Raw genomic sequence first — 26,672 nt, forward strand, 5'->3', positions numbered from 1 at the left:
ACGACAAGCTAGGACGTTCAATAACTAGCAATTACTTAATTATTTGATATATTGATTCAGCTAGGTATAGGCAGGCCAGCCGACAAGCAAGTACCCAACTTGTTTACCTAGCTACCTTTGGGGTGCTGTGGGAGGCAAAATAAGAATGGCAACATTAAGAGAATTGCATGATTTAAGGGGAAACCCTGATTTTTCACACTGGAACACTGTCAAATTATTTTCGGTTGCTGAGGCCAGTCTATTAACGGCAGGGCTAGAACCTTGTGAATATAACCATTTGGTTGATTATGAGTTGCGTCAAAAACTACTTAGTGAAAAGCCTATAAATTGGCAACATGCTTTGATGCTGGTAAGGTCAATTATTGAAGCTATATGTACTCATGAAATAAAATCCCCATTTATAAAAATTGACCGCAGCGACTACAACAACCAATGGGATGAAGTTATTGAGCAGGCTAAGGTAAGCATTGATGATACAAGCTCAATTATAGCAAGTGAAACAAAAATCCATAGGGATGAGCTGCATAAATGGCTAACGAGAAATGGATATTTTTCACAACCACGCCAAGCCAATATTGAAGCAGTAGAAAAGAATCAGCCACAACAGGCAAATGAAAAAGAAATCCTATTATTACCTGAACCAACGTACACAACGCCAGCACTTGAAGCAGTAAAGGCGGTCGTTAAGCATTGGTGGAAAGATTTTGACCCTGATAGCGAACAGCCACACCCAGCACCCCAACAAAAGCATGTAAAAGCATGGATTGCAGAAAATCATCCTGAAATGGATAGTGATTATATTCAAACAGCAATAGACAAAATTTGCCGTCACCCCATTGCGAAAAATGGAGGAAACAGAAAAACCAACCTGTAAATAAAACCAAAGGCATTACCCCAATAAAATAATAAAAATCATAATCTTATTTTGGGGTGATGGCAGTTTTTTTATATTGCCATTACTCCTTTGATGCTTCCTGACCCCAATATTTATTTGTTTTTATTCACCCATCAAGCCGATGCAATGAACTGCAAAGGCTTTCTATTTCAACTTATGAATAGGATGGGTGCTTTATGTCATCACTTTACACAGAACAATATGCACGGATTAAACAGTTAGCCAGTGCGCCATCTACCCCCGAAAAAATCTACACAGTAAAGACAGGCGAAAATGCAGGCATGAAACGCAAAGTTAATGCCAAGCCTGAGCGTGTCGGATTACTCCCAGTCAGTGAAAAAACAATATGGACTTGGGTCAAGCAGGGGAAATTTCCACAGCCTTTGAAGATTAGTGGCAACGTCACTGTATGGCGTATGTCTGAGGTGCAGGCATGGATTGAAGAACAAGCCAACATTGCAACGATGGAGGCTTAATCAATGAATAACACCCAATTAAAACAAGTTTTAAGCCATCTCAAGCAAGGGCGAAGCATTACCCAAATTGATGCAATCCGCCTTTTTAACTGCTATCGCCTGAGTGCAATTATCGAAAAGTTACGCCGTCAAGGCTATGACATTGTGACTTATAACGAGCGCAATACTAACAATGCAGGCACACATGCACGTTATGAGCTTAAAGAGGTGGCAGCATGAACCCATCTATTTTTAATTTTAATGAACACGGCGTTCGGATTGTCTTAGATGAGAATAAAGAGCCGTGGTTTTGTTATGTCGATGTATATAAATCTTTGGGCATAAGCCGTACATCACGGCTATTTCGTGAATTGGATGCAAAGGGTGTGGCGGATTACCACACCCCTACCAGTGGCGGTATTCAAAAACTCAAGTTTATTAATGAGCCGAATTTATATCGAATTATCTTCCGATCCAATAAGCCTCAAGCATTGAGCTTTCAAAACTGGGTATTTCAAGAAGTGCTACCAACTATCAGAAAGACTGGCAGTTATTCGCCAACAGCAAGATTGACCGCTCATGAGGAATTTAATCGTATCTGTATGGATGAAAAACTATCCGAAGGTAGAGGCTCATTTCATAGTTATGGATTTCACCGACGTAAACGAGAGAAGCGTTTAAACGCTATCCGCATACAAACATGCATGAATAATTTACAGCTTACTTTTGAAGGGGTAGACCATGAATAAACACGCACCCCCTGAGTTTCTCAAAACCTTCGACCACTACAAAGCAATGCGCGAGCAGTACGGAGAACACCACCCCATCACTGAGCAGGCACTCATGCTAACAATGCACTACACGCCTGAGCATATCAAAGAAGAAATGCACCAAAAGGCGAAGGAATTAAACCTATTGCCACCACCAAGCGGTTATACGGATGACGGCGAACCTATGTACCAGTTAGAGGACATTGCAAAGCATTTCGGCATTAGCTTTGAAGAAGCAGAGCAGCAGTTATTACAAATGATGAGTAACCGCCAGCAGGTCGGATTATCAAATGACGGCGTTTTGATTGATTCAAATATCCATATCAACCGTGTGCAGTGAGGTGAAGGCATGAAAGACATTGTACTGGCTTCATATCGCACTAACACCGAGGCAGATATTGAGGCGGATTTAATCGTAAACAATGAGGCTTGTAGTTTTATCGAACTAATCACCGTAGGCGGTGGAGTTCAGGCCATTGATGACGGTATGAAGCAACTTATGCAAACCCCTCAAGCCACTGGCGTTGTGGTGCTGCATGGGGAGAGCTTACAGCAGCTTATTGATGCTTACTTGAAAGGAGCAGAAGCATGAAAAACAAATTATTCGATATTGCTAACATGCCCAAGTATGGTTATATTAATCGGGCTTTGGGCAAAATCTCAAAGTTAGCTTTGGTCGGCTATGAATATACAGCGCATACAGTCCGCTTAATGGACTTTTTTTGTATGTGTATTTTCTCTATGCGTTCGCATGTTATGGCGAAGTTGGAGGGGGACACTTTCGAGTGTGCCAGTTACCTGTATTACTGGTCGACCAACCCCTTTCAGCTTTGCCACCCTCACTTGGTCGTGAATGGCAAGGCTTCTGAATTAAATACAGGAGCGCATTCTCATGCCTAAATCTATCTCAAATAAAACAGCTCAAGACTTTTTAGAAAATTCCCAAGTGATTCTTGAATCACTGGAAGGTACATTGCTTCGCTTATATGTGAGCTATGACCAGCACGATATATCCGATGACAAAGCAAAGGCAATGTTTGAAGTATGCGAAACGCTGGCAAGTGCTGCCTTAGAGGATATTGAAAGCGCGAGCGCAAAAACAATACTAGACATCTCAATGATTGTTAATCTTGCTACTGGCATCTTATACACGCTTGAAGAATTGTCACGTTTAGACTTAGCCAAAGGCTATACAGCAGCAGCTATAAACGGATTAACCCTAGCTTGTAGCTCATTAAATGAATTATTAGAAGTTGCGGTAGATTACACGATGAAAGGGGGTGCAGCATGAACAAGCAGACCTCACAAATAGCATGGCACTACACCACTGGTACTAAGTTTAAGCAGATTGTAGAAAGTGGCTACCTAGACCCTAAAAAGACAGTTACACCACCGAACGAAAAACCTATTTTATGGTTTTCTAAGCACCAGTATTTTGAGCCAACAGCACAGAAAGCCAAAAGACTGCCAACAGGTCAAATCGAAAACTTAGGCATGATGGGAACGCATGAAATGGGTGGAGGTTTAATCCGTTTCGGCTATCCAGTTGCAAAGCTAACTGAATATAAAAAGCTATGCAGACAAGCAGGCATTGCCATGCTCGATGTATTGTCACTTGAACGAGTTGGATTGTCGCAAGGGGCAAAACCTACCGACTGGATGGGAACTCTAAAGAAAATTGATATTCAGGATTGCATCATAGAAGTGTTTAGCGGTGATGCTTGGGTGAATGTGAAAGGGGGTAGCCACAATGCTTGATTATGACCACCCCAAAGAACTAATAACACCCGATGACATTTTAAACGAATGCACACAGCTTGTATCGTTTAATGATGCTTATTCATCACATCCATTAATACAGCGTTTTGGCAGTCCTGAGCAGCCGATCTATGTTGATGATGGCAATGTAACTATAAACGGCGTTAGTTATGAACAGCCTTTGATTGTGCCTGTCTATGATGGGCAAATGGAGCTTGTTCAATGTGCTGTCATGCAAGATGGGCAGCGTGTGGCTGTCATGCCTGATGGATTGGCTAGAGGTTTTGCAAGGTATGGCGATTTTGACCATGCCCAGCCTGTCATTATCACGTACAGCCTAGAGGCATTCTTTAAGGTCGCACAGACTGGCTACGCCGTTGTATTGGTGCTACTGCCTACCCTATGCAGCAACCATAAAACAGAACTCAAGCCGTTTGATTTTGAACAAATACAGTTCGTTATTAATCAGCTATCACAGGCAGGTTATAAGCAGCTTTATTTACCTGTCAGAATTGAACACATGCACCTTGAGCCATTTCAAAAGCTGGAGCAGAACACGGCTGTTAGGCTGCTATGCCAGTATTTAAAAATTGGTGTAAGTCAGTTCCAGACCGAATTAGCACAGGATGAAAGTGTAAGTGATGTACTGGATTTTCTTGATTTAGCTATAGAGGCTTTACCTGAAAAGACCAATCTACCCAAAGGCCATTTAGCCAAGCCGTTCAAGATGGATGACAATTCATTTTTGCACATCATGGATAGTGGCTTATATCTGATAAAGGAAAAAAGGGACGATGACGGCGAAGTTAAACAGACACGCACGTTTATTTCTCATTCTGCAATCATACTAGGTGAAGCGCGAAGCCTAAATAATGACAACTGGAAGCGCGTTATTAGATTTCAGGATAAAGACAATACCCAACATACGATATTAGTCCCTTATGAGCATTTCATGGGTGAAGCGCAAGAAGCATTAAAGATTATTGCCAATCATGGCCTCATGCCACCGCGTCAAGCCTATAAGAAAAATGTATTTATCAATTACATTCAGGACTACCCGATTGAGCATCGTTTTAGGTGTGTAGACCGTGCAGGATGGTACGGAAATAGCTTCGTTACCACTAACCACACCTACGGCGACAGCAATGAAGAAGAACTGTTATTTCATAGCGATATGAAAGACCCATACAGCACATTGGGCAGTTTTGAAGGATGGCAAGAACTAAGCCGATTAATTGAGCCTCATTCATTGGCTGTATTGGCATTCTCATGTGCATTCTCAGGCCAGCTTGTAACGCCGTTAGCTATTGAAAGCGGTGGATTTCATATCTACGGCACATCCACAGACGGAAAAAGCACCATCACCAAAGCATCATGCAGCGTATGGGGCAAGCCTAAAGACGTATCGAAATCATGGCGGACTACGGACAACGCTTTAGAGAATGATGCCGAGTTAAGAAATGACGGTTTTTTGAATCTTGATGAATTGCGACAAGCTACCCCTAAAGCCGTGTCAGATAGCCTTTATATGATTACAGGCGAACAAGGCAAGGCGCGAAGCACCAAAGCAGGCAAGAATAGAGATTCTAAACAATTCGCACTTATGTATACCTCTACTGGAGAAATCACACTAGAAGAACATTTGCGCCGTGGCAATATCGAGCTTGATGCAGGCTTGTTACTTCGTTTTGCTCATTTGTCCAGTGATGCAGGCAAAGGATACGGCGTATTTGAATGTATCAACTACGGCAGCAATTCAAGTGACTTGGGCAACCGCATTAATGAGCTTGCCGCGAAGCATTGCGGACATGCTGGCATTAAATGGCTTGAGTACCTGACTACCGATAAAGATGCAGTGATGCAAAAAGCACAGGAGTTATTAGACAGCTTTATTGAGCAGCACACCCAAGCCAAGAACGGACAGGCTAACCGTGTTTTACGCCGTTTTGCATTGGTGGCGGTGGCTGGAGAGCTGGCAACACTGGCAGGTATTACAGGCTGGCAACAAGGACGCGCATTTGAAGCCGTAGCGCAATGTTTTAATACTTGGCTGAATAGTCTAGGCGGTGGCGAGAATATGGAGGAAACAAAGATTTTGGAGCATATCAAAGCCTTTTTTGAATCCAATGGGACGAGCCGTTTTGAAGACTTAACCGTAATCAGACAGGCAGACGGCGAAGTAATCCGCCCACGCATTCATAACCGTGTCGGCTACTACGATCCGGAAAGTAAAGTTTACCTAGTATCTACAATCATGTTTAAAAAGGAAATGTGTATAGGTATGAACGAAACTAACGCCAAAAAAGTTTTAAAGGCGAATGGGTGGCTTGAATGTGAGGATGGTCGTTATACAAAGCGCATTAGCAACAAGCTACCTGATGGAGCGCGACCAACAATGATGCACTTCAAAGTTGATGCTATACAAAACTTTAATAGCGAAAACTGAAAACTATTAATTATCACTGTGACAACTGTGACATAGAGTATTAATAGTTAATTAAATTATTGTTATATATATACTTTATTGTGTCACAGTTTTGATTATAAGCTATTTTTTGTAGTGTGACATGACTGTGACAGGTGTGACATAGATTTGGATTTAGGCAGCTTGTCACACTTTCTTGTCACAGTGTCACAATTTAAATTAGCTTTAATATTCTGTGATTGTGACATATTTTTTATCCTTAAATTAATATAAATCATAGGTTTAAATATTCATGTCACAGTTGTCACACTTGTCACAGTAAAAAATACACATATAGGATGCTGACACATGATGACCAAAAAGCAATTCATGACCCTTGTTGAACAGCGATATGGATATGACGCGAATAACTGGCAATCCATTAAAGATAAAACGCCTCCTTTATTTTCTAAAGTTTTTACGATGGGAAAAGATGAAGAAGGGCATTTCACCCATATCAATAATGAATTTCTTGATGGTGATGAAGAAATGTTAATGGATTTAGGTGTGACCCACTGGCAGCCAGCTAAGTAATTTTGAATAAGGATTTAAACCAATGCCAAATTTAAATAGAGTAACTGTAATGGGCGTTCTAGGCCGTGACCCTGAAACAAAGCAATTTCCCAACGGTGGCAGCGTTACGACATTCAGCGTTGCAACATCCGAGTTTTGGAAAGACAAGACCACTGGAGAGCGCAAAGAGGCTACAGAATGGCACAGAATCACCACTAACAACCGTTTAGCCGAGATTGCTAGTAAGTACCTCAAGAAAGGCGGAAAGGTTTATGTCGAGGGCAGCTTGCGTACACGGAAGTGGAAAGACAATAAAGGAGCGGATCGGGAAGTAACCGAGATTCGAGCCGATGAGCTGCAATTGCTTTAATCGAATAGCTCCCTAAATATGGGGAGCTTTTTTTATGCCTTAGATTCGATTAGATCGGCACAGTCTAATTAGATCAAAAGTATCTCTTTCATAGGGTTTGTTTCGCAAAATCATTTCTTTCATAGGATTGTTTCGCAAATTGAAGAAATTGATTGATTACATGCCCTATTTTTATAGAGTGCAAGTGCTGATGGGGGGAGTTCATAACTTATGGATTGACCCAAAGCGGAGACCACTCCAAACCGCACCAGCAAAAAAAATCCTGTTTGAGTTAAAAAGTTAAAATAATGTTAAAGCAGATACAATCAATATCATTATTTTAGAGCCTAAATAATTAGGGAAATTAGTGTGCTTTATGTCAAAAGGTAGCGTGGAAAATTACAGCTTTATAAGCATTAAGCAGCTTAATCTAAAAAGTTTATTCAGTGCTGACCACCTGAAAAAGTATAAAAATATCAGCATCACCGCAAGCAACGACTACGGTAGTTTTAACCTGGGCTTAACTCATTCACCTTGCAACTACGGCGGTGTAAGATTTTGGTTTTTATGCTCATGCGGTAAACGCTGTACCAAACTATATTTTAGATGCAGTACGTACGCTTGCAGACAATGCCAGCAACTCAACTACATATCACAACAATGGAATAAGTCAGATATACCTCTACTACGCGTCAGACGGCTAAGGAGTCGCTTGCAATGGTCACAAGACGTTAGAGATTGGCCTATCTATCAAAAGCCGAAGAACATGCACTGTAGAACATTTGCTGCACTCGTAAGGGAACTGGAAAAAAGAGAACAGGAACGGCTACAAATGCTTGTTGTTTATCTTAGTGGGCTTGGTATTCGGTGACTGTTCAATTCAGTATTTTGAATGTCAAGTTTTGTCAGGTTCAAAGCGTTTGAATGTCAACAACATTGCATCTTTGAATATTAGGTTTTATTAGGTTCAATATTATGACGGCGCAAAATTGCGTTGTGTTTCGGAACAAATACGCGCGCGCGCGCGAGGGATGGGCGGAAATGTGGTTTTAAGGCTCAAAATCCCAATAGAATTACAGCGTGATTATTGGAGCGGTTCACTGCTACGAATGCCTTGAAGATAGAATGTCCCCCCACCATCTAAAATCCTCAACTTCGGCAATGCACACGCGCCTGGATGCACGTATCTACAATCGAAAGTATTTTGTGATTTTTATAACTTGCTCACATTTGAAACGCGACCGAGCTACTTAATCAGCCACTTGGACGGCTAACTTAATTCGACATTTGAAATGCGGATTTAAAATCTGAAATTCTACTGACCAGCTCAAAGATGGTTAGTGAGTAACTGAGCTACTTAAAGTCACTCAGTCAATATGCTCAAAATATCGGGCTACCTGAGCCACTAAATAGAGGAGCAGCTTTAAATACTCTATTTCGCTCCACCAAAAAGAGGAAGCGAAAAAAATAATTTATTGCTCAAAAATAGGGGGTACAGAACACGATTGGAGGTTAAATGGGAGGTTAAATATTTTTACCTTGTAAAATACTATAATTAAAACAGTTAGTTATACACTTTATATATCGCAATCATATGGCGATTTACTAAGTCATTCAGATTTAAATTTCAATCATAAAAAATCCCGCTTTCGAGCGGGATTTTTTATGACATCTTAATGCGATTTATTTAATCCAGCCCATCCGGATTAATGGCGCAAACAGTGACTGATGAATAGTTAAAATAAACTGCATGAGTTTATCCTGATATTTCCACCACAATGGTAATCCAGCTAAATTTACTGTTATTGCAATCAGGAATGCACCCAGCATATCCATCGGAAAATGCACACCGACATAAACACGTGACCAAGCTACTAGCCAAGCTGTCCAGATTAGAATTCTTCCCAAATCACGTTGTGATGAAAAATAACAAGATAGGGCAATCCCACTAAAAATACTCATATGATTGCTGGGAAAAGAACCTGTAGGTGCATGTTCGATCAGGGTGCGACCAATATCTATTACAAACGGACGTGGGGTATTCAGGATCGCGGACAATACCTCGCTGATCGACAAGGTAATTGCTGTAAAAATAAATGCCTTGATAATGCCAGTTTTTACTTCATAACTGCCACGGAACCAGGCAATAGCAAAAATCAGCAGAAAGAGATAAACCAGATCATGCGCAATCAGGGAGGCATATTGGATCATCCAGATCGAGGCGTGTTCAGGTACATTTAGGATATGAAACAGGTAAAGATTCAGTTGGTCAAGAGACATGAGCAGAGAGGATTGGTACAAATGTCCGTTACTCTAAACCGGTCAAACCTCAATTCCTACCTGAGTTTGTATGAATTTGTAGCCTTGATTATTAAAGAATATTCAAATGATAGAAAACCACCCAAAAGGGTGGTTCTTAAAAATCCGAATAATATGATGAAATCTTATTTAAACTGAATCGCACCATTGGCACTCACCGTCATTTGCGATTCACCCGCAGCAACTTCCTGCTCTGGAACAGCCATATCCGCCGATGCAGCTTTCATCATGGCCATACGCGGTACAGGTTGTGGTGAATAGTTATTGGTATTCAGATTTAAGTTTACCAGTTGATAACTCGGTTTGTTCCAGGCTTGAGTCAGTGCCTGTGCGCGTTGCTGGAAGTTTTTAGAGGCTTCAATCATCAGCTCATTTTCGACTTTTTTGCGCTTTTCGTCTGAAACTTTGAAGTTAATCGACTGGGTCTGGAAGTGCTGTTGTAATTCAGCAATCAGTTGAGACGCTGCTTTAAAATCTTTCGATTCCAGACGAATCTGGGCACGTCCACGCCATTCTTTCAATTTGCGGTTATCATTGTCATAAATAGGGTAAGTGCTTTGTGCGCCCGTCTCGATTTTCACAGTTGGATATTTGCGCGCTGTGGTAATGGCCTGATTCATTAGCTGGTTAATTTGTGTAGCCAATTCAGCTGGCTGTTTGTTGGATTTTTCAATATAAAGCACGGCATGCATTTCATCATTTGAGATTTCACGACTGGCCTCTGCTGAAAGATTCACAACATTGTAATTCAGCGATTCAGCCGGAGCTGCAAATGCGCCTGTGGCCAAGGTAGATGCAAGGATAAAACTGGTAAGTGCTAAGAGACGCATGAAATTGTCCTGTTTTTCTTAAAATTGGCCATCTAAGCCGTTGTTAAAATATTAAATCTCAATTGTGATCTTTTTACGAAATATTTGTGGTAAGAGTGTTAAATTTTCTTTCATTTTACACTCTTACTTGATTTATGTTTATCGTTAATAATTAAGTGCTTAATGGTGGATTTTAAGCTTTTTTGCCTGAATGTTAGCTGTGCTACAAAAAAGCATAAAAGAACCCGCTTTTCTTTCTGCTGTCACACTGTAAGATGATCATTCAGGTTATAGGTTGGTGTGATGTTTTTTTTCGATAAAGATTAGGACAAAATGCGACTGAAAGTTGTTTATTTTCCTGAAAAATTCGGTATCATCCGCCTCCTAGTTATTTAAATACAAACTGCTAGCTAGAACCTCTTTATAAAGCGCCGAGTCAAAGGACCAAACGTCACCAGACTTATTTCTTTCACCCATATCAGAGATGGTAATTCGATATGAGCGTTACTTCTGTAAACCCTGCCACCAATTCCACAAACGAATACTACTTGACTCGCCAAAGTCAGATGGAATCGAATGTGCGTAGTTATCCACGTAAATTACCGTTAGCGATAGCGAAAGCACAAGGTTGCTGGGTTACCGATGTTGAAGGTACTGAGTACCTTGATTGTTTAGCTGGGGCAGGGACGTTGGCATTGGGCCATAATCATCCTGCAGTCATTCAAAGTATCCAGGATACAATTGCAAGCGGCTTGCCATTGCATACACTGGATTTAACTACGCCTTTAAAAGATGCTTTTACTGAAGCACTTCTTTCTTATCTTCCAGGTGGTCAAGAAGAATACTGCTTGCAGTTCTGTGGCCCATCCGGTGCAGATGCAACAGAAGCAGCCATCAAACTTGCGAAAACCTTTACCGGTCGTAGCTCGGTGATCAGCTTCTCTGGTGGCTATCACGGTATGACGCATGGTGCATTGGCCATGACCGGTAACCTGTCTGCGAAAAACGCAGTTAACGGTTTGATGCCAGGCGTTCAATTCATGCCGTATCCGCATGAATACCGTTGCCCATTGGGTCTTGGTGGTGAAGCGGGTGTTGACGCTTTAACGTATTTCTTTGAAAACTTCATTGAAGATGTAGAAAGCGGCGTGACTAAACCGGCAGCTGTGATTCTTGAAGCAATTCAAGGGGAAGGCGGTGTGGTAACTGCACCTGTGAAATGGTTGAAGAAAATCCGTGAAGTGACTGAAAAGCACAACATCGTGTTGATTCTTGATGAAGTTCAAGCGGGCTTTGCACGTTCAGGTAAAATGTTTGCCTTTGAACATGCGGGCATCGAACCTGATGTGGTGGTGATGTCTAAAGCTGTTGGTGGTAGCTTGCCGCTCGCAGTACTCGGTATTAAACGTAAGTTTGATGCTTGGCAGCCAGCAGGTCATACCGGTACGTTCCGTGGTAACCAGTTGGCAATGGGTACAGGTCTTGCAACGATCAATACCATTAAAGAACAAAACCTGGCGCAAAATGCCCAAGAACGCGGTGATTTCCTGCAAGCTGAGATTAAAAAATTAGCTGCCGAATTCCCATGTATTGGTAACGTGCGCGGTCGCGGTTTGATGATTGGTGTTGAAATTGTGGACGAGCGCCAAAAGGCAGATCACATGGGTTCTTTACCTGCTGATGGTCAATTGGCAGCAGCGATCCAGACGGCGTGTTTCAACAATAAATTATTGCTTGAGAAAGGTGGTCGTAACGGTACGGTAATTCGTTTACTTTGCCCATTGATCATCACGCATGACGAATGTGTTGAAGTGATTGCTCGCTTTAAGAAAGCAGTTGCTGAAGCTCTTGTTGCAGTTCGAGGCGCATAATTCATGGTAGATTTTGCAGAACATCGTAAAGCTTTACTTTGTAATGATGCTGCATCCATCGCTGACTACCAGTCAGCCATGGATCAAGCGACCAAAGCGGTTGCAGCATGGTTGCAAAATGACAAAATGTACACGGGTGGCAGCATTAACGAGCTGCGCAGCGCGATTACGTTTAATCCTTCTAAACAGGGGTTGGGTGTAGAGAAATCTTTAGAGCGTATGGTTGAGTTATTCCTCAACAAGAGCTTAAAAGTACATCATCCGCATTCACTTGCGCATCTTCACTGCCCAACCATGGTGACCAGTCAGATTGCGGAAGTGCTGATTAACGCAACCAACCAGTCAATGGACTCATGGGATCAAAGCCCGGCCGGTTCACTGATGGAAGTTCAGTTAATCGACTGGTTACGTCAAAAAGTAGGTTATGGTGCAGGTCAGGCAGGCGTATTCACCTCTGGTGGTACACAGTCTAACCTGATGGGCGTACTGCTGGCACGTGATGCTTGCATCGCGAAAAACTGGAAAGACGAAAACGGTAAGCCGTGGTCGGTTCAGCGTGATGGTATTCCTGCGGATGCGATGCGTAATGTCAAAGTCATCTGTTCTGAAAATGCACATTTCTCTGTGCAAAAGAACATGGCGATGATGGGCATGGGTTTCCAGTCAGTGGTGACCGTTCCTGTGGACGAAAATGCGCGCATGGACATGGACGCACTGGAAAAAACCATGGCGCACCTTCAAAACGAAGGCAAAATCGTGGCATGTGTGGTGGCAACTGCGGGTACAACCGATGCAGGTGCAATCGATCCACTGAAGAAAGTCCGTGAAATCACCAACCAATATGGCGCGTGGATGCACATCGATGCAGCTTGGGGTGGTGCTTTAATTCTGTCTAACGATCATCGCGATATGTTAGATGGTATCGAGCTGTCTGATTCGATTACGCTCGATTTCCATAAGCATTATTTCCAGACCATTTCGTGTGGCGCGTTCTTGCTGAAAGACGAAGCAAACTATCGTTTCATGCATTATGAAGCGGAGTACTTGAACTCTGCCTATGATGAAGAACATGGTGTGCCGAACCTGGTATCGAAGTCACTACAAACCACGCGTCGTTTTGATGCCTTGAAATTGTGGATGACGGTGGAAGCATTAGGTGAAGAGCTTTATGGTTCGATGATCGATCACGGTGTTGGTTTGACGCGTGATGTGGCAGATTATATTAAAGTGACTGACGGTCTGGAGCTTCTGCTTGAGCCACAATTCGCTTCTGTGCTGTTCCGTGTGGTTCCAGCGGGCTATCCGGTTGAACTTTTAGATACACTGAACCAGAACGTGGCAGATGAGCTGTTTGCACGTGGTGAAGCGAATATTGGTGTGACGAAAGTCGCTCAGGTTCAATCCTTGAAAATGACGACTTTAAGCCCGGTTGCAACGCTGGATAACGTGAAGAACTTGCTGGCACTGGTGCTTGCAGAAGCGGATCGTATCAAAGATTCAATTGCTGATGGTACTTATACGCCACCCATTGCATAAGTGATGGTGGTGTGAAAAAAGGAGATCGAAATGATCTCCTTTTTTTATTTTTGAGTCATAGAATGATCAATTCTATAGGTAGATTCATCAGAAAAATACCGAGTATATGTACTTATTTTAAGCTGTTATAAAATCGTCATCTAATTATGTAACGCTAGGGAGCAGGATTTATCCTGAGTTCAGGTTTATAAAAATTGTTACATGTCATTGGTCTAAAATTTTTTATTGAAGTGAATGACAAAAAGAACTTAATCATTGAAATCCATAAAAATTTAATCAAGAAAAAACTGCTAGATTAAAAATCACTAAATCGTAATAAAGCTGTAACTTATCTGTCATATTCTAAAATCAAAATGCAGGTATCGAAAGAAGTACAAAACTGAATAAAAAGTGGCGTACTCCAAATTGTATAAATGAGAGAGATACTAGAATGCGCTTTACAAATATAGCTTTAGCATTAGCATTAACAGGGGCAGCTGCTGTAACGACTGCACATGCAGCTCGTGACACGATTCAAATTGCAGGTTCTTCAACTGTACTTCCATATGCCAGTATCGTGGCGGAAGAATTCGGTAATACTTTTCCACAGTTTAAAACACCAGTTGTCGGTTCTGGCGGTTCGTCAGGCGGTTTGAAGCAGTTCTGTAATGGCGTGGGTGATAACACCATTGATATCGCGAATTCTTCGCGTCAAATCAAATCTACCGAGCTGGCTGAATGTAAAAAGAACGGCGTTAACCAAGTATTAGAAATCAAAATCGGTTATGACGGTATCGTATTTGCTTCAAATGCCAATAAAGCGGCTTATAAGTTGCGTCCACAGCATGTCTTTGCTGCACTTGCTGCACAACTTCCATCAAATGGCAAAATGGTCGCCAATCCGTATACACGCTGGAACCAAATTGACAAAGCACTTCCGAATGAGCCGATCACGCTGGTGATTCCTGCTTCGAATCATGGCACGCGCGAAGTGTTCCAGGAGAAAATGGTGGATGCAGGTTGTGAATCGTATGCTGCAATTAAGTCTCTAGACAAAGATGCCAAGAAAAAAGCCTGTACCACATTCCGTAAAGATGGCCGTGTAGTTGAAATTGCAGGCGACTATACCGAAACACTGGCACGTTTGAAAACTTCTCCAAGTGCAGTCGGGGTGTTTGGTCTGGGCTTCTATGACCAGAACCGTGACCGCTTACGTGTTGCAACTGTGAACAATGTAGCACCTTCTGAAAAAACGATTTTGAATGGTGCTTATCCGGTATCACGTCCATTGTTCTTCTACGTGAAAGGCGAACACTTGAAATCGATCAAAGGCTTACCACAGTTCACTGAATACTTCCTGAACAAGAAGGTATCAGGTAAGGGCTCTAAGCTGGAAAAAGCAGGTCTGATTTCAATGTCTGATAAAGAACGCGCAGCAGTCCTGGCAAATTTCAAGGCTGGTAAAGCGGTCATTGTAAAATAATCGATGATTTTGAAATCGCTGGTGGTAGGGTCAACCTACCATCGGCTTTTTGCGATAAACAAGTTTTTTCAAACCATGAAAATTGAGAAAACAGTGGAGAATACATGAATCTGCTACTTATAGGTGTGTTATTGGCCATTATGGCCATAGCCTATCAAATCGGATTAAGTAAAAGCCGTAACTTAGCAGGTAAGGGAAGCAATTCTGCAAACTTACACTCGCGTCCCGGATATTATGGTGCACTGGTGGCACTGTGGTGTGGTATCCCTGCGTTTTTAATTTTGATTGTTTGGAATATGGTTGAGCCAAGTTTTCTGGAGCAAGTGGTACTCAACCATTTGCCGCAGGATATTTCGGCCAATCTGGATCCGGCGAGTCTGGGCGTTGTTGTTGATCGTGTTCAGGCACTTGCCTCAGGTTTCGGTGTCAGTGATACACCTGCAGCCTATGAACTGGCCGCAGCAGAACAGTTAGCTAAATTTTCGACCATTGGGACTTTTGCCAAGTTGGCAGTGGTGATTTCGGCTGCACTGGCAGGTCTGGTCTGGGCCAAAAAACGTATTAGCCAGGAATTCCGCGCACGTAACCAAGTCGAGAAAATGATGAATATCGGCTTGGCATTGTGTTCGGGCGTGGCAATTCTGACCACGCTCGGGATTGTCATGTCGATGTTTGGTGAGGCGATGCGCTTCTTCAGCTTCGTCAGTCCACTGGATTTCTTCTTTGGTACCGAATGGAACCCGGGGTTTAGCACTTCTGGCAGTGCCGAGGGCAGTTACGGTTTATTGCCACTGCTGTGGGGTACGCTCATGGTCAGTGCGATCGCACTTTTGGTCGCGGTACCGGTCGGTCTGATGATTGCGATCTATCTGGCAGAATATGCATCACCGCGCTTCCGCTCTTGGGCAAAACCGACCATTGAAGTGTTGGCGGGTATTCCTACGATTGTTTATGGTGTCTTTGCCTTGATGATCATCGGTCCATTTCTTAAAGCCATGGGTGCCATGGTCGGACTCGAAATTAATGCCACCAGTGCGCTGACCGCGGGTCTGGTGATGGGCATCATGATTATTCCATTCGTATCTTCTCTATCCGATGACATTATTACCCAGGTGCCACGTGCCTTACGTGATGGTTCTCTGGGGCTAGGTGCAACCAAATCTGAAACGATCCGTCAGGTGGTTTTACCTGCAGCTTTGCCGGGTATTATTGGTGCTTTCCTGTTGGCAGCATCCCGTGCGATTGGTGAAACCATGATCGTGGTACTTGCAGCGGGGAACAGTCCGCAGCTGCATGCCAATCCACTTGAAGCCGTATCTACGGTCACCATTACCATCGTCAATCAATTAACAGGTGATACCGACTTTGCCAGTCCGCAAGCACTGGTGGCCTTTGCCCTGGGACTGACCTTATTTGTGATTACCCTAGGTTTGAACATTGTTGCACTGATCATCGTGCGTAAATATCGTGAGCAATACGACTAATGAGTACTTCAAATACAACGCCTGTGGATCAGCGTGTTGATCCATCCGTCGCTGCCGAGCTGCGTGAAAAGCGTAAGAAGACCATTCAAAGCTCTTTGGGGCGACGTCATCGTAAAGAAAAAACATTCCGTCTATTTGGTTTCTCTGCGGTATTGGCCGGTCTGTTCTTTGTGGTATTGCTCTTCGGCAGTATTTTATCCAAAGGTTTGCCTGCCTTCTGGCAAAGCAGCATGAGTTTGCCGATTCATTTCGATCCGGCCATTGTAGAGATTGGTCCAAAACCCAAGCCAGCTGCGGGAGAGTCTCCGGCGCAGTTTGAAGAGCGTATGATTGCCTGGCAAATGGATGTCGGCATGGTGGACTGGGATGCACTGATCATCAACGGCATGATCGCCAGAGACAGCAAGCTGGAAAGTCAGCGTGATGAACTGGGTTATTTATATACCAGTTCTGAGGCTTATCGCTTACGTGACATGGTCATGAATGATCCAAGTCTGGTCGGTCAAAGCACAGAGGTTAAAATTCTGGCAGATGCCAATGTCGATGTCTGGCTGGCGGGTAATATTGATCGTTCGTTACCAGCAGAACAGCAACAACTCAGTCCTGAAGTACGCCAGGTGGCGGACGAGATGAAAGCCTCAGGTGTAATCGAAAACAGTTTCAATACTAATATTTTTACCAGCCCTGACTCGCGTAGTTCACCGGCAACGTCAGGTCTGGCAGGCGCTTTCATGGGCTCACTGTTCATGATGATGATCGTGATCTTTATCTCGATTCCAATTGGGGTGGCATCTGCGATCTATCTGGAAGAGTTTGCGCCGAAAAACTGGATTACCGATATTGTCGAAGTCAACATCAACAACCTGGCAGCAGTGCCATCGATTGTGTTTGGTTTGCTGGGTGCCGCGATCTTTATTGGCTGGATGCATTTACCGCTATCGGCCCCTCTGGTCGGTGGTCTGGTGCTGAGTCTGATGACTTTGCCAACTGTCATCATCACTACACGTGCATCGCTTAAAGCGGTTCCACCTTCGATTCGTCAGGCAGCGTTGGGCTTGGGTGCTTCACGACTGCAAACGGTTTTCCATCATGTCTTGCCATTGGCTTTGCCGGGTATTTTAACCGGTGCCATTATCGGGGTCGCGCAAGCATTAGGGGAAACTGCACCATTGTTATTAATCGGGATGAGTGCTTTCGTTGCCAGCGTTCCAGCCACACCATTTGATCAGTCTACAGCGTTACCTGTGCAGATTTTCTTATGGCAGGGCAATGAGTTACGTAACTTCTTTGAAGGACGTACCGCAGCAGCAATTATTGTACTTCTGGCCATGATGATCAGCTTGAACAGTCTGGCCATCTGGTTACGTAAAAAGTTTGAAGTCCGTTGGTAATAGGGGCAGAATCATGAACACAACTGTTATTCAAAACTCCTTAAAAAAGGATCAATCCGTGAATCCACAACAGACACAATTCACTAATGATGAGGCTACACAAAAGCCAGCAACATCGTTTGTCTCCCAATTCGATACGCAAAGTAGCAGCAAAAAAGATGAAAAGTCGACAAATGTGAAACTGAGTACATCTGATGTGCATGTGTACTATGGTGAAGCGGAAGCGATTAAAGGCATTGACCTGAACATTTATGAAAATGAAGTGATTGCTTTTATTGGGCCATCAGGCTGTGGTAAGTCAACCTTTCTGCGTACCCTAAACCGCATGAATGACACCATTGACAGTTGTCGTGTGACCGGTAAAGTCATGCTGGACAATCAGGACATTTATGATCCAAACCTGGATGTGGTCTTGCTACGTGCTCAAGTCGGTATGGTATTTCAGAAGCCCAACCCATTTCCAAAGTCTATTTTTGACAACGTTTCTTACGGCCCGAAATTACATGGTCTTGCACGTGATAAATACGATCTTGAAGAAATTGTCGAAGGCAGTTTGCGTAAAGCCGGTTTGTGGGAAGAAGTAAAAGACCGTTTGAATCAGCCGGGAACAGGTTTGTCAGGTGGTCAGCAGCAACGTTTATGTATCGCGCGTACCATCGCAGTTTCGCCTGAAGTGATTCTGATGGATGAACCATGTTCTGCGCTGGATCCAATTGCAACAGCAAAAGTAGAAGAGCTGATTTCTGAGCTTTCAACTCAATATACCATTGCGATTGTAACCCACTCCATGCAACAGGCAGCGCGTGTATCTGACCGTACTGCGTATTTCCATCTGGGTGATTTAATTGAGGTGAATGCGACCGAAAAAGTCTTTACCCAACCAGATCATCAATTGACTGAAGCTTATATTACAGGGCGTTTTGGTTAATACGATTTTAAAAATAAATCTTTTAAAACAGAATCTTAGGATTCTGTTTTTTTTTGTTATGTTCTATAAGTTTTTTAAAATTTATAATGACAATGCAACAGACCCTTGAATTTAAAGAAAAAGCTAAACTGACGCAAATCGCGATGAAAGATATGTTCTATGTGCTTTTTGGAACGGCTTATATGCATCAATATTTTGATTTAGTGATGGTGCTGTTCAGTATCATATTAGCCTTGATTGTCCCTTATGAAGGCTTGTTCATTACTTCACAAAGTCAGGGAATGACCAACTATCATCGTTGGCTCTATGACGTGTTTGTGATCGTGAATACTTTCTTGGGCTTTGTGATTTTTTATATGTTAAAGCATCAAAAATATAATATTGAAGTTAAACAAAAATGGCGTGTTTATATTACAGCACATGCTCAATTTAAATTTCATCGTTATCTAAAAGTACAAGAGAAGGGCAAGAAACCATTAATGCATACGCGTTTTGGTGAATACTTCTTTGTGCTTATTACGATCATTTTTTTTATTGCGGTATATTCATTGATGACCCCTTCGGGGACAAGTCATCGAGGTTTTATTATATTAACCTGGTGGCCAATGAATGCTTTGATTATAGCTGTAATCTATACACTTTTATTTATTTGGTATTTTCGTTTGTTCGCGATCCATGAAATTATGAATCAATATAAATTATTGATCCGTCGTGGACATGCTTGGCAACAAGATCAATAAATGCTGTTGAAAAAATCAGAATTGACCTAATCTAAGGATATAAGCCGAATTAAATAGAGAATAGATTTTTTATGTTATTTCATAGTCCGAAACTGCCCGCTGAAATCCGTGTCAGTCATTTAAATGCGCGTATCAATGAACAACGAAAAAAAATAGCGCAAACGACTGGCTCTAAACTGGAGCTTTTGCAGTTGTCACAACAGCTGTCAAAAGAAGCACGTGCACGCAAGAAAACCAATCAAAAAATCTATGTCTTGGACTTTAAAGGCGATATGGCCGCTTCTGCGGTCGAAAGTTTACGTGAAGAAATTACCCTGATTTTATCCACGGCTAAAGCGGGCCGTGACCGTGTTGTGGTGCGTTTAGAAAGCCCGGGTGGTATGGTGCATGGCTATGGTCTGGCCGCTGCTCAACTGGTACGTTTACGTGATGCCGGTTTTCACTTGACCATCTGTGTCGATAAAGTAGCGGCCAGTGGCGGTTATATGATGGCGTGTATCGCAAATGAAGTTGTGTCTGCACCATTTGCGATTGTCGGTTCGATTGGGGTGGTGGCTCAAGTGCCTAACTTTAACCGTCTGCTGAAAGACAATAAAATCGACTTTGAACTCTATACCGCAGGTCAGTACAAACGTACCGTGACCATGTTTGGTGAAAACACCGAAGAAGGGAAGGCCAAGTTTGAAGAAGAGTTACAGCAAACGCATGCCTTGTTCAAACATTTTGTAGAAAAATACCGTCCGCAGCTGAATGTGGAAAAAGTGGCAACCGGTGAGCATTGGTATGGTCGTGATGCACTGGATTTAAATCTGGTAGATAAACTGCAAACTTCAGATGAATATTTACTGCACTTGCTGACGCAACATGATGTTTATTCGATCCAGACCCGCAAGAAACCAACCTTGGGTGAAAAGCTGGGTTTACAGGCAGCGCAAATTGCGGATTCATTGATTCCAACCGTAATGAATAAGGTCATGGAAGGCTTAAGCAAAGCCAATGCAAATCTGGTACAAATGCGCGATCCTAAACTCTAATTCAGTTAAAATTGAATATGTATTAAAGCTCACTCCGGTGAGCTTTTTTATGCCTTAAGTTATTGTTAGTATGCTATAAAAGATCTAATTCAATGCGTCTTTTACTGGCATGCTCACCCTTATTCTTGTTTTAGGTTTTCTGACTATTGCGATCTGTCCGATAGCATGTGCATTGTACGCTGAAGCAAAGTTACAAAATGAAGATCGAAAAAAAATTTTATTTTGGCTGGGTTTTATTCCGGGCACATGTCTCTTTATTCTATATGCTGTGTTAAAGCCAGATGATCCGCCTGTTATTCCATCGAAGGCATGTGGTGTGGTGCAGTCTTATCAGGTGCATAAAACTCGAGGTGGTAAGGAGTTTGAAGGTGTGATTATTCGCTTTGATGGTGCTCAATATAGTCGCCATTTACTCTTCGATCAGCATCTAGAGAAAATGCCGAAAGCTCAAAAGGTCTGCTTTGAATATTTAGATAAGTTCAAATATCCACATTTGTCAGAATCTAAGTTTGTTCAATGGATTGAACCGACTGAAATGCAAAACATCCCTACAGCTAATCGGATAAAATAAAGCATATTTTATTGTTAGAGCAGAAACATGGCTATAGCTGAAGCATATCTTGCAACACAAAACTGTTATTTTAATTACGAGTTTGAAGAATTGAACTTGGATGATTTCCCAGAAGAATTTTCTATTTCTCTACGTGGGATGATGTATAGACATGAAATTCAATATCCTGATGCAAGCTATTTTATTTATTACAGCGAAATGTTGACGGGTAATGAATTGCAAAAAATGAAAGATGACTGGATGCAATATTGCCCACTTTCATAAGTGAAAAATATGAATGTAATGAAATAGTTGATCACAAACCTTAATTCAATAAAATTTTGATTTTAAAAGCTCATTTCGGTGGGCTTTTTTGTAAGAGCATGAGACTACCCGTAAATATCGCGCCTAATGTGGCAAGCAAGATGTCTTTATGCGCATCCCAGCTATCACCTTGCTGTCCATTATAGTTCTCCGCTTCTTCGGGAGATAAGCCAATCGCGATCAACCATTCCAGCCATTCATAGATCATGCTACTGGCCACCACAAACTGAATCACCAGCAGGAAAATGACCACAGGTTTTTGCTGCGGCAACCAGACGTGAAACAGGCGATAGAAAATGGGGTAAAGGAGTAATCCGTAGGCCAGATGAACAAAACGGTCAAACATATTGCGTGACCAATGCATGACTTCATTCAGATGAAAGCCAAAAATCTGCTCAATCCACTGGTTATAAGGCACATAGGAATACAGATAGTGTGCAGCAATCACATGAACAAACAGGAAAAGGATATATAAATTAAAACTTAAAAAATTCAGCCCAATTTTATACAGACAGACCAGCAGCATGCTGATCATGAAAACCGTGCCGGCCTGATGCAAGAGATAAGCTTCCATTTCTAAAGGACGAATACTGGCAAGCAGAATCGCCAGAATTAAAATACCCAGGCTTACATAATGCTTGGCGGAAAGTCGCTGCTCAATCATGTCGTTATGATGAAATATCGTTTTTAGAATAAAATACATTATAAATAAAAAGGCGAAGCCTGAGCTTCGCCTTTTGGTCTTATTTTAAATTAGATTTTAGCAATCAACTCAGCCACTTGTTTGGCCTGTTCAGCAGCATTACCTGTATAAGATGCAGGTGTCATTTCAGCTAAACGTGCACGATCAGCAGCTGGAACCGCTTCTAACTCGTTACCGTTTACGAAATCAACCATCATGTCGCGAGTCATGGCCTGACCACGAGTCAGGGCTTTTAATTTTTCGTATGGTTTTTCAACGTTGTAACGACGCATTACTGTTTGAATTGGTTCAGCCAATACTTCTTGCGCATTGTCCAGGTCTTCATTGATACGTGCAGCATTGAGTTCAAGTTTGCCGATCCCTTTAGCACATGCTTCGAAAGCAATTAAACTTTGTGCAAAACCAACACCCATGTTACGCAGCACAGTAGAGTCAGTCAGGTCACGCTGCCAGCGAGAAATTGGCAGTTTTTCCCCAAGGTGTGCAAGTACAGCATTGGCAAGACCCAAGTTACCTTCAGAGTTTTCGAAGTCAATCGGGTTTACTTTATGCGGCATGGTTGAAGAACCGACTTCGCCATCTTTTAGCTTTTGCTTGAAGAAACCAAGCGAGATATAACCCCAAACATCACGGTTAAAATCGATCAGAATAGTGTTGAAACGACGCAGGGCATCAAACAGTTCAGCCATGTAGTCATGTGGCTCGATTTGCGTGGTGTACGGGTTGAAATCTAGACCCAAAGATTCTACAAATGCTTGTGAATGTGCCGGCCAGTTGATGTCTGGGTAAGCAGAATAGTGCGCATTGTAGTTACCTACTGCACCATTGATTTTGCCTAGAAGTTCAACATTTTTGAACTGTTTGATTTGACGTGCAAGGCGGTAAGCCACGTTCGCCATTTCTTTACCCAACGTCGTTGGGCTTGCAGTTTGACCATGCGTACGAGACAACATTGGCTGGTCAGCATGCTTTTCAGAAAGTGCAACAACTGAATCAATGATTTGCTGCATAGATGCAACCAGTACATCACGACCGCTTTTCAGCATCAAGGCATGTGACAGGTTGTTAATATCTTCAGAAGTACATGCAAAGTGAATGAATTCACCGGCATTTTTCAATTCATCGATATTGGCAATTTTTTCTTTCAGGAAATATTCAACCGCTTTAACGTCGTGGTTGGTGGTGCGTTCGATCTCTTTGATGCGATTGGCATCATCTTCAGAGAAATTGCTTACAATCGCATCAAGCGCTGCATTAGTTTCGCCTGAAAACGCCGGAACTTCAGTAATTTCCGGGTGGTTCGCAAGCGCCTGTAACCAACGCACTTCAACAGTCACACGAGCATGGATTAAACCAAACTCAGAAAGAAAGGGACGTAGAGCATCACATTTGCTCGCGTAACGTCCATCTAGTGGAGAAAGTGCAGTTAAAGCGTTCATATCGATTCCTTAGATTTTGGAATTAAACGTAAAACGAAACACGTGCAGTATCAGTTAAACCACCTGAAACTGTAAACGCGCCAGATTCTGAATATCTTTTAGCAACTTGCGTTTGCCAAATACCATGCCCCAGGAGCTGCCACCAAGCTGACGCCACAGGTGCGCCATTTGCAAACCGGTAAAGAGGGAAGCACGGATGCGGTTGGTATGTCCGGCATCTTTAAAGGCTTCGGCATTGCCACGAACCATGATGCGCGGATTGATTGATCCCGCAGTATCGACATAGGTTTGAGCCAGATTGGCAATGATGCTGGGGTGCAGGTAATTGTTATCGAAGAAGGAAAGCTGTCTGAGAATTTTCTGTTGGGACTGTTCAATAATTTCAACAAATTTGGGATTGCTATAGACCTTCTTTTCTAATTGAAGAAGTGCCATGGCATAGCTCATTGGAAGTTTGGTGCTGGAAAGTTTTGGAATTCTGGATTTTGGTGAAGTATTGAAGGGTTGAATAATGCTGCTTTCTAATGTTTTTAAGCCTAAGGAAATATCGGCCAGTTGATTAAAAAAGTCTAGGGTCTGGGCATTTTCGTTATTGCCGGGACGAATATTGAGACTGGCTTTAATCAACTGTTCAAAATAAAAGTTACCGTTTTCACCAATACTTTGCTGACCACTCAATGCGGTCATATGGGTCAGCTGGGTGGCCTGAAACACACCCGCTAACGCCAAAGCGCGATTTTGACGAGTATTCAACGTTGTGGCTGGTTGAAATGGTAACTCCGTCATGCCGAATTCATCCTTTTATAAAATCAGGTTTAGGTGCATTGGTATGATGAATCACACCACCGCCTAAACAAACTTCACCTGAATAAAACACCACACTTTGACCTGGGGTCACTGCACGTTGTGGTTCATCAAACTCCACACGTACACCATTGGGTGATTCTGAATCTTGGTACACCGTACAGGCTTGATCAGTCTGACGGTAACGGGTTTTGGCCGTGCAACGGAAACCTGTTTCAGGAATATCCTGCTCGCCGGCCACCCAGTCAATTGCTTCACTCCAAAGCATGGTGCTTTGCATCAGTGGGTGCTCATGGCCTTGACCCACCACCAGACGATTGCCTTCGATATCTTTATGTAATACGAACCAGGCACCTTCCGCGACGCCTTTCATTCCGCCAATACCGATGCCGCCGCGTTGACCGAGCGTATAGTACATTAAGCCGTGATGATCACCAACCTCTTTACCGTCTTCCAGCACGATTTTTCCGGGTTGTGCCGGTAAATATTGCTTCAAGAAGTCATTAAATCGGCGCTCACCAATAAAGCAGATCCCGGTCGAGTCTTTTTTCTTCGCCGTAGCAAGATCTAATTCTTCAGCGATTTTGCGGACTTGCGGCTTTTCAATTTCACCGACAGGGAATAATGTCTTGTTAATTTCACGACCATGTACGGCATGCAGGAAATAGGTTTGATCCTTATTCTGATCAACACCACGTAAGAGTGGTGCGTATTCTTCACCGCGTGAATTGGTCATGGTTGCACCGCGACGACAGTAATGACCTGTGGCAATAAAGTCTGCACCCAAGTTCACCGCATGATCTAGAAAAGCGCGGAATTTAATTTCTTTATTACATAAAATGTCTGGGTTTGGGGTACGGCCAGCCGCATATTCTGCTAAAAAATGCTCGAATACACGATCCCAATATTCCATGGCAAAGTTTGCGGTATGCAGTTTAATCCCGATTTTGTCGCAGACGGCCTGAGCATCGGCAAGGTCATCCATCGCCGTGCAATATTCTGTGCCGTCATCTTCTTCCCAGTTTTTCATGAAAAGGCCTTCAACCTGATAACCTTGTTGAAGTAAAAGCGCAGCAGAAACAGATGAATCTACACCACCTGACATTCCGACGATGACACGTTGTTGCATAGGATTAGGCATCCAAATTTGAAATTAAGGGAGAGTTTTGGTGCTCGTAAATGAGCGATAAAGGATATTTTTGACCTGACAGGGCATCTTGAATGGCTTTAATCACCAAGGGGCTGCGCGCACGAGCCGACTCTTGCAGTTCATCTAAGCTCATCCAGACTGCACCGACAATGTCTGTATCTAAAGTGGCATTTGGGTCGTAGTCAATCGATTTGGCTAAAAAGCAGAAGCGGAAATAAGTACGATCCGGGAACATCGGCGGGGTGTAGGTATACATCCCTAATAGATGGGTTACTTCAACCGTATGTCCGGTTTCTTCCATGGTTTCGCGAATTGCAGCCTCGACAATGCTTTCACCGCATTCTACATGACCTGCTGGCTGATTAAATACTGTGTGTGTCACACCTTCTGTATGTTCTTCTACAAACAGGAATTTTCCGTCTTTTTCAATGACGGTCGCGACAGTGACGTGAGCAGTCCAAGCGGTCATAAAGCAGCACCATGGAAAATGATGCACTATTGTATAAAATTTTGCGGTGTGTGGCTATGAGGGGCGGGGATTTCTTTGATTGTTTAAATCATCGGGATTGGAGGTTTTAAGCTTAATCAAATCCTGCTATGTGAAAAAGTCCTATTGATAGGTTTTGATTTTCTTTTATCAAAAAGTGAATGAGCTTGAAAAGTGTACTATAAAGCAGAGAATTTAAAGCAAAAATTTATCAATAAAAAGCCTGTTTTCAGGGCAATATCTAGCTCAAAATCACTACATCAACGCATAAGATCAAGAGATGTAAAGAGGTTGCTCTTAACGGATTTAAGTAAAAAACAGGAAAAGCTTAACATCTTTATTGTTTTAGGGTATCTAATGATTGTTTTGATCAAGCATAATTTCAGACAATTCAACATAAAACAAATCCATGAAATTATAGAATATTTTTTAAGCGT

At 42.7% G+C, this 26,672-nt stretch carries 28 protein-coding genes and 1 pseudogene; 22 read left to right on the plus strand and 7 right to left on the minus strand.

Translation table 11 applies throughout. From position 1 onward, the window contains the following. Window positions 1–145: 145 nt before the first annotated feature. From FTU42_RS04530 to ssb, 12 genes and pseudogenes are all read left to right on the plus strand, one after another. Window positions 146–874 (plus strand): hypothetical protein, encoded by a 729-nt coding sequence (locus FTU42_RS04530; protein ID WP_180083087.1) that lies wholly within the window; start codon window positions 146–148, stop codon window positions 872–874. A 197-nt stretch (window positions 875–1,071) separates the two neighbouring features. Continuing rightward, window positions 1,072–1,371 carry an AlpA family transcriptional regulator gene (locus FTU42_RS04535; RefSeq protein ID WP_180083088.1) on the plus strand — a complete coding sequence of 100 codons (300 nt, stop codon included), beginning with the start codon at window positions 1,072–1,074 and terminating at the stop codon, window positions 1,369–1,371. Between the two features lie 3 nt (window positions 1,372–1,374). After that, complete coding sequence (locus FTU42_RS04540) at window positions 1,375–1,590, plus strand: helix-turn-helix domain-containing protein (protein WP_180083089.1); 216 nt, start codon at window positions 1,375–1,377, stop codon at window positions 1,588–1,590. Beyond that, window positions 1,587–2,099 carry a BRO family protein gene (locus tag FTU42_RS04545; RefSeq protein WP_180083090.1) on the plus strand — a complete coding sequence of 171 codons (513 nt, stop codon included), beginning with the start codon at window positions 1,587–1,589 and terminating at the stop codon, window positions 2,097–2,099. The genes FTU42_RS04540 and FTU42_RS04545 overlap by 4 nt, the downstream gene beginning before the upstream one ends. Further along, on the plus strand, window positions 2,092–2,460 hold the full coding sequence (locus tag FTU42_RS04550) for a hypothetical protein (RefSeq protein WP_180083091.1): 369 nt from the start codon (window positions 2,092–2,094) through the stop codon (window positions 2,458–2,460). Before FTU42_RS04545 ends, FTU42_RS04550 begins: the two co-directional genes overlap by 8 nt. 9 nt (window positions 2,461–2,469) lie before the next feature. After that, complete coding sequence (locus tag FTU42_RS04555) at window positions 2,470–2,712, plus strand: hypothetical protein (protein WP_180083092.1); 243 nt, start codon at window positions 2,470–2,472, stop codon at window positions 2,710–2,712. Then, window positions 2,709–3,020, plus strand: a complete 312-nt coding sequence (locus FTU42_RS04560) for a hypothetical protein (RefSeq protein WP_180083093.1) — start codon at window positions 2,709–2,711, stop codon at window positions 3,018–3,020. Before FTU42_RS04555 ends, FTU42_RS04560 begins: the two co-directional genes overlap by 4 nt. Continuing rightward, window positions 3,013–3,411: a hypothetical protein gene (locus FTU42_RS04565; RefSeq protein ID WP_180083094.1), complete on the plus strand. Its 399-nt coding sequence runs from the start codon at window positions 3,013–3,015 to the stop codon at window positions 3,409–3,411. Before FTU42_RS04560 ends, FTU42_RS04565 begins: the two co-directional genes overlap by 8 nt. Further along, the gene (locus FTU42_RS04570) at window positions 3,408–3,878 is read left to right on the plus strand and encodes a hypothetical protein (protein WP_180083095.1); all 471 of its coding nucleotides are present in this window, start codon (window positions 3,408–3,410) and stop codon (window positions 3,876–3,878) included. Before FTU42_RS04565 ends, FTU42_RS04570 begins: the two co-directional genes overlap by 4 nt. Continuing rightward, a complete protein-coding gene (locus tag FTU42_RS04575; protein WP_180083096.1) occupies window positions 3,871–6,324 on the plus strand; it encodes a DUF927 domain-containing protein in 2,454 nt (817 codons plus the stop codon). The genes FTU42_RS04570 and FTU42_RS04575 overlap by 8 nt, the downstream gene beginning before the upstream one ends. 327 nt (window positions 6,325–6,651) lie before the next feature. Next, window positions 6,652–6,876 carry a hypothetical protein gene (locus FTU42_RS04580; protein WP_180081614.1) on the plus strand — a complete coding sequence of 75 codons (225 nt, stop codon included), beginning with the start codon at window positions 6,652–6,654 and terminating at the stop codon, window positions 6,874–6,876. A 22-nt stretch (window positions 6,877–6,898) separates the two neighbouring features. Next, window positions 6,899–7,222 (plus strand): annotated as a pseudogene (ssb, locus tag FTU42_RS04585) (single-stranded DNA-binding protein); the annotation flags it as partial. A 1,665-nt stretch (window positions 7,223–8,887) separates the two neighbouring features. Here the strand turns inward: ssb and FTU42_RS04590 are convergent. Both FTU42_RS04590 and FTU42_RS04595 read right to left on the minus strand, forming a co-directional pair. Continuing rightward, window positions 8,888–9,484 carry a phosphatase PAP2 family protein gene (locus FTU42_RS04590; protein WP_005096450.1) on the minus strand — a complete coding sequence of 199 codons (597 nt, stop codon included), beginning with the start codon at window positions 9,482–9,484 and terminating at the stop codon, window positions 8,888–8,890. Window positions 9,485–9,648: 164 nt separating this feature from the next. Beyond that, window positions 9,649–10,353, minus strand: a complete 705-nt coding sequence (locus FTU42_RS04595) for an SIMPL domain-containing protein (protein WP_005096452.1) — start codon at window positions 10,351–10,353, stop codon at window positions 9,649–9,651. A gap of 476 nt (window positions 10,354–10,829) precedes the next feature. On the opposite strand from FTU42_RS04595, the gene FTU42_RS04600 reads away from it, so the two are divergent. The 10 genes from FTU42_RS04600 (at window position 10,830) to FTU42_RS04645 (ending at window position 21,613) form a co-directional block, all read left to right on the plus strand. Next, on the plus strand, window positions 10,830–12,203 hold the full coding sequence (locus tag FTU42_RS04600) for a diaminobutyrate--2-oxoglutarate transaminase (protein ID WP_005096454.1): 1,374 nt from the start codon (window positions 10,830–10,832) through the stop codon (window positions 12,201–12,203). A gap of 3 nt (window positions 12,204–12,206) precedes the next feature. Continuing rightward, a complete protein-coding gene (locus FTU42_RS04605; RefSeq protein ID WP_180075209.1) occupies window positions 12,207–13,739 on the plus strand; it encodes an aspartate aminotransferase family protein in 1,533 nt (510 codons plus the stop codon). Window positions 13,740–14,169: 430 nt separating this feature from the next. Further along, window positions 14,170–15,201: a substrate-binding domain-containing protein gene (locus FTU42_RS04610; RefSeq protein WP_005171700.1), complete on the plus strand. Its 1,032-nt coding sequence runs from the start codon at window positions 14,170–14,172 to the stop codon at window positions 15,199–15,201. A 104-nt stretch (window positions 15,202–15,305) separates the two neighbouring features. Next, window positions 15,306–16,685, plus strand: a complete 1,380-nt coding sequence (gene pstC / locus FTU42_RS04615; protein WP_074383000.1) for a phosphate ABC transporter permease subunit PstC — start codon at window positions 15,306–15,308, stop codon at window positions 16,683–16,685. Beyond that, the gene (gene pstA, locus FTU42_RS04620) at window positions 16,685–18,076 is read left to right on the plus strand and encodes a phosphate ABC transporter permease PstA (RefSeq protein ID WP_005096458.1); all 1,392 of its coding nucleotides are present in this window, start codon (window positions 16,685–16,687) and stop codon (window positions 18,074–18,076) included. Before pstC ends, pstA begins: the two co-directional genes overlap by 1 nt. Before the next feature lie 13 nt (window positions 18,077–18,089). Further along, complete coding sequence (gene pstB, locus FTU42_RS04625) at window positions 18,090–19,004, plus strand: phosphate ABC transporter ATP-binding protein PstB (RefSeq protein ID WP_005171697.1); 915 nt, start codon at window positions 18,090–18,092, stop codon at window positions 19,002–19,004. Between the two features lie 86 nt (window positions 19,005–19,090). Next, on the plus strand, window positions 19,091–19,744 hold the full coding sequence (locus FTU42_RS04630) for a hypothetical protein (protein WP_257224478.1): 654 nt from the start codon (window positions 19,091–19,093) through the stop codon (window positions 19,742–19,744). Window positions 19,745–19,815: 71 nt separating this feature from the next. Continuing rightward, window positions 19,816–20,778 carry a protease SohB gene (gene sohB / locus FTU42_RS04635; RefSeq protein ID WP_100328738.1) on the plus strand — a complete coding sequence of 321 codons (963 nt, stop codon included), beginning with the start codon at window positions 19,816–19,818 and terminating at the stop codon, window positions 20,776–20,778. A 109-nt stretch (window positions 20,779–20,887) separates the two neighbouring features. Further along, complete coding sequence (locus FTU42_RS04640) at window positions 20,888–21,349, plus strand: hypothetical protein (RefSeq protein ID WP_180075210.1); 462 nt, start codon at window positions 20,888–20,890, stop codon at window positions 21,347–21,349. Between the two features lie 27 nt (window positions 21,350–21,376). Beyond that, complete coding sequence (locus FTU42_RS04645) at window positions 21,377–21,613, plus strand: hypothetical protein (protein ID WP_005096465.1); 237 nt, start codon at window positions 21,377–21,379, stop codon at window positions 21,611–21,613. A gap of 70 nt (window positions 21,614–21,683) precedes the next feature. On the opposite strand, the gene FTU42_RS04650 is transcribed toward FTU42_RS04645, so the two are convergent. The 5 genes from FTU42_RS04650 to FTU42_RS04670 all read right to left on the minus strand — a co-directional run bounded on the left by FTU42_RS04650 (window position 21,684) and on the right by FTU42_RS04670 (window position 26,217). Then, on the minus strand, window positions 21,684–22,316 hold the full coding sequence (locus FTU42_RS04650; protein ID WP_180075211.1) for a DUF2238 domain-containing protein: 633 nt from the start codon (window positions 22,314–22,316) through the stop codon (window positions 21,684–21,686). An 89-nt stretch (window positions 22,317–22,405) separates the two neighbouring features. After that, window positions 22,406–23,794, minus strand: coding sequence for an adenylosuccinate lyase (gene purB / locus FTU42_RS04655; RefSeq protein WP_004730090.1), 1,389 nt, complete (start codon window positions 23,792–23,794; stop codon window positions 22,406–22,408). Window positions 23,795–23,848: 54 nt separating this feature from the next. Then, the gene (gene hflD, locus FTU42_RS04660) at window positions 23,849–24,580 is read right to left on the minus strand and encodes a high frequency lysogenization protein HflD (RefSeq protein WP_005096468.1); all 732 of its coding nucleotides are present in this window, start codon (window positions 24,578–24,580) and stop codon (window positions 23,849–23,851) included. Window positions 24,581–24,587: 7 nt separating this feature from the next. Then, window positions 24,588–25,727, minus strand: coding sequence for a tRNA 2-thiouridine(34) synthase MnmA (gene mnmA / locus FTU42_RS04665; protein WP_005096469.1), 1,140 nt, complete (start codon window positions 25,725–25,727; stop codon window positions 24,588–24,590). A gap of 4 nt (window positions 25,728–25,731) precedes the next feature. Beyond that, window positions 25,732–26,217: an NUDIX hydrolase gene (locus tag FTU42_RS04670; RefSeq protein WP_074382996.1), complete on the minus strand. Its 486-nt coding sequence runs from the start codon at window positions 26,215–26,217 to the stop codon at window positions 25,732–25,734. Window positions 26,218–26,672 lie beyond the last annotated feature (455 nt).

This window comes from Acinetobacter sp. YH12102, assembly GCF_013419125.1.
Classification (GTDB): domain Bacteria; phylum Pseudomonadota; class Gammaproteobacteria; order Pseudomonadales; family Moraxellaceae; genus Acinetobacter; species Acinetobacter pseudolwoffii.